Annotated in this window: 4 protein-coding genes; 3 read left to right on the top strand and 1 reads right to left on the bottom strand. The window is 51.7% G+C overall.

Going from position 1 to position 3,724, the window contains the following annotated elements; translation table 11 throughout:
• A partial coding sequence (locus JRI95_16585) for a twin-arginine translocation signal domain-containing protein (protein MBW2063161.1) occupies positions 1–666 on the bottom strand: 666 nt, incomplete at its 3' end.
• A 391-nt stretch (positions 667–1,057) separates the two neighbouring features.
• Here JRI95_16585 and JRI95_16580 point away from each other — a divergent pair.
• The 3 genes from JRI95_16580 to JRI95_16570 all read left to right on the top strand — a co-directional run.
• The gene (locus JRI95_16580; GenBank protein ID MBW2063160.1) at positions 1,058–1,372 is read left to right on the top strand and encodes a DUF2088 domain-containing protein; all 315 of its coding nucleotides are present in this window, start codon (positions 1,058–1,060) and stop codon (positions 1,370–1,372) included.
• A gap of 543 nt (positions 1,373–1,915) precedes the next feature.
• Positions 1,916–2,998 carry an Ldh family oxidoreductase gene (locus JRI95_16575; GenBank protein ID MBW2063159.1) on the top strand — a complete coding sequence of 361 codons (1,083 nt, stop codon included), beginning with the start codon at positions 1,916–1,918 and terminating at the stop codon, positions 2,996–2,998.
• A 166-nt stretch (positions 2,999–3,164) separates the two neighbouring features.
• Positions 3,165–3,724, top strand: a 560-nt coding sequence (locus tag JRI95_16570; protein ID MBW2063158.1) for an RraA family protein, incomplete at its 3' end; no start/stop codon positions are given.

Raw genomic sequence — 3,724 nt, 5'->3', positions numbered from 1 at the left:
GCCGGTTCCTGGAGGGCTAGGCGTGGGCATCTTGAAGCTCGCGGTCTCCCCCCAGATCACCCCGTGAGGCATACAATCCTTGGGCAGGATGACCGTGTTACACCAGGCGTTTGCTATTAAAAAAGCGCCATAAGGCCTGGACAGGTTAGCCACGACTGTATATTTATCCGGTGTTTCTATAGACTCTAAGTAGTCGGTTAGAAACTTACGGTTCATAGCAATATGGACCGGGTCTTTTATTCGTTCCCAGGTCCACTTCACGTCGTCCGACCCGAATTCCTTGCCGTTGTGGAATTTTATACCTTTTTTAAGATGAAAAATGTACCTGGTCCCGCCCTTCTCAATGTCCCAGCTTTCAGCCATCATGGGCTGAACGTCCGGGACTGCGTCCGGACCTTTCTCCTCTCTTATCCGGTTGCGTTCGGCCATGGAGATGGGCTGAGTCAACCCTTCCCAGCAGAGGGCCCCGGCGTTTCTCATAAGCCCCCCGGCATATCTGTGCGGGTCCGGGGTCTGCATCAACAGCCCCGTTCCACAGATAGCAGTCCCGCCTCGTTTCGGCTGGGCGGCCAGGGCTGCCGGTCCACCTACTATTGCGGCCGCAGCGCCGGCGGCGCTGAGTTCCATAAATTCCCTTCGCGTCAAGTCTTTACCCTTCTTACTCATCTTTCATCCCCCTTTTGGCTTAAAGATTGACAAAGACTTCATTTCTAGACCTCCCTTGTGTTCAGGACACCCCCTTTTCTAATGAATTTATGCTCATCATCCTTTATGAAAGGCAATGTTGTCAACAATTTCTGGACACTCACTGTCAAAAATTACTGTAGTTTCCTCCTGTCTATTAATGCATCTCCGACGAGCTCTACCCGTAGGGGCCCATTCTCATCGCGCCGCCGGTCCGGGCGACGCGCTTAACTTCATACGGGATAATAAACTTGACAGGAATGATTGAAACTCTCTATTTATGGTTCATCCGGTTCTTGCGTACTTTAACAATTGAAAAAATTCGTAATACCAGCAGTATCCTTAAGTGCGATCAGATTAGAAAGGGAGCGCTATGCAAGTCACTATGAGTTACGGCCTCCAGGGGCTCATTCTGGCACTGCCCGACGATTGGCAGGTGGATGTGATCAACAAAAAGGCCATGCCAGTAATGAACGACCCCCGAAAAGCAGTGGCTGAAGCACTGAACTCCCCGGTGAACTGCCGGCCCCTCAAGGAGGAGGCTCAGGATAAGAAGAGCGCCTGCATTCTGATCTGCGATATTACGAGGCCATTGACGAATGGCAAACCGAGGAGCAACTCAAATCCATGCGTAAAGGCACGGTTCGACTCTTCACTCAGGGACTTACACCCGAAGAGGAGAGACTGACCTGTATAGAGGTAATCAACGACTTCACTAAGCTTAACCAAGCTATTGCGGAAAGCGGAGAAAAAGAGAAACGAGTGGCAGTGATCCCCGAGGGCCCCTAGATCCTACCTCTTTTAAAGGGACAATTACCGCAGCCGCAATAGAAAACCTAATCATAATGTCGCCCCACAATGACCTACCCTTTTCCTTATTTAACACAGTCCTCAATCCATGTTGACATTTAAAGATCTTTGAGTATAAATTCTTAAAACCGTATTCTTTTTTCTTAATTTCCAAAAACCCAGGATGAAATAAGTTATGAAACCATGCGATTGTTAAGGATCTCCCGTAAAATGGGCCTTAGATCCTGTCTCCAGTCTTTCCTATGACCTCTTGCTTAGAACAGCCAAACATAACCATAAAGTGGGGTAATAGACAATGAAGATAGCTGATTTAAAGACATTTGTGCTAGGTAATTTCATGAAATTACTCAAACCTTAACCGGACAGTAGTGAGGTATAGAATTTACAAACACCCAATACAGGCCATTGGAAAGAATTAATAATGAGCGATACATATTATTTTCCTTCGAGGCAATTACGCCGGGTGATCCATGATCTTTGCCAGGCCAGCGGCTCACCGCAGGAAGAGGCCGATCTGGTATCCAGCCGGCTAATCAAGTCAGATCTCACGGGCCATCCTTCCCATGGGGTCATCCGCATACCGCTCTACATGCAAATGGTCCGCAGAGATTTGATCAAACCGGGCGCCGTGCCTGACTTCTTACTGGACCATGGCTCCACCGCCGTAATCAACGGAAATAGGGCGTATGGCCAGGTAGCCGCTGAGAAGGCCATGAACACGGCCATAGAAAGAGGCCGGGCCAATGGCGTTGCGGCGGTCGGAGTGACTAATCTGTTTCACGTCGGGCGGCTGGCCGATTACGCTGTCTCGGCCGCCGGGGCCGGCTGCATCGGGATGGTATACACATCCTGCGGCGGGGCTATTTATTTGGTCGCCCCCTTTGAAGGCAGCTCGCGCCGCATGGCCACCAACCCCATGGCCATGGCCATACCCAGCGATCGAGAATATCCAATCGTATTAGACATGGCTACCAGTGTCTATGCCGAGGGGAAGCTGCAGGTCATGCTGGGTACAGGCCAAACCGCACCGGAACAGACTTTAATAGACAAGGATGGACGGCCCACCACAAACCCCAGCGATTTTTACGCGGGTGGAGCCATTCTGCCTTTGGGCGGGAAGCAGGGATACAAGGGATATTTACTCAACTTTATGGTTGAGGTCCTGGCCGGACTGCTCACCGGAGGCGGTTATATTGGCTGTAACGACTCTCCTGTCTTTAACAACTGTACCTTGATGATTGTCCTCGACGTGGAGCGGTTCCGGGACCTGCCTCTATTCAAGACAGAGCTGGAGGGGATGATCAAGTATTTAAAGGAGACTCCGGTCCTTGAAGGCAAAGATGTGCTCTACCCCGGCGAACTGGAAGCACGAATGGAGGTGGAAAGACTCAAGACCGGAATCCCGCTTGCAGCCAAAACCGTGGAAAAAATCCAGGAGAATATAGACCGCTACAGCCTTCCCGTCCGGCTGACCGAGTTGGCCCAGCCGGCCCCGTTGACCTGACCGCAAAGGCTGCCGTTCATCAATAAAACGGACGCCGGGTCAGTGACCGCCCCGGTAAGGAAGGGCCGGGGATCAGGTCTGAAAGAACCTCATTTATAGCGATTCATAATTTTACTCCGTTTGAGGGAATATGAGATTAAGCAATATTTAGCAGAAAGGATTGAACATGGAACCACTGTCTGAATCGGAACTTGAGGCCCTTAGAGCGTGGCCGACACCGGCCATCAGTAATGCTATTGAAACCTTTGATATCAGACCTCGAAATCAGGGCTTTATGCTGGGGATCAAATGCCTTTTCCCGGATTTTAAGCCAATGGTGGGATACGCCTGCACGGCGACCATGCTCGCTGACCAGGCCCCGGCCAAACGGGACCGTGGCGCCGTCTTGGCCCACTGGGATAACATCCTGAGCACCCCGGCTCCGAGGGTCGCGGTTATTCACGATTTCGACCAGCCCCGGCCCATCGGCTGTCTCTGGGGTGAGGTAAACGCCAACATCCACAAGGCCCTGGGCTGCCTCGGCGTGGTTACCGACGGCGGCGTTCGCGACCTTGATGAAGTCCAAGCCCTGGGTTTTCATTTCTTTGCCGCTGATGTTATGCCGTCACACGCCTATAACCATATTGTGGATTCAGGGATACCGGTGAAGGTCGGCGGCCTGATCGTCAACACCGGCGACCTTATCCACGCCGATAAGCATGGGATCGTTGTTATCCCTCATGAGAT

The sequence above is a fragment of the Deltaproteobacteria bacterium genome, assembly GCA_019308995.1.
Classification (GTDB): domain Bacteria; phylum Desulfobacterota; class Desulfarculia; order Adiutricales; family JAFDHD01; genus JAFDHD01.
Note: the sequence above shows the minus strand (reverse complement) of the source record. Positions and strands in the feature narration are given on the sequence as shown.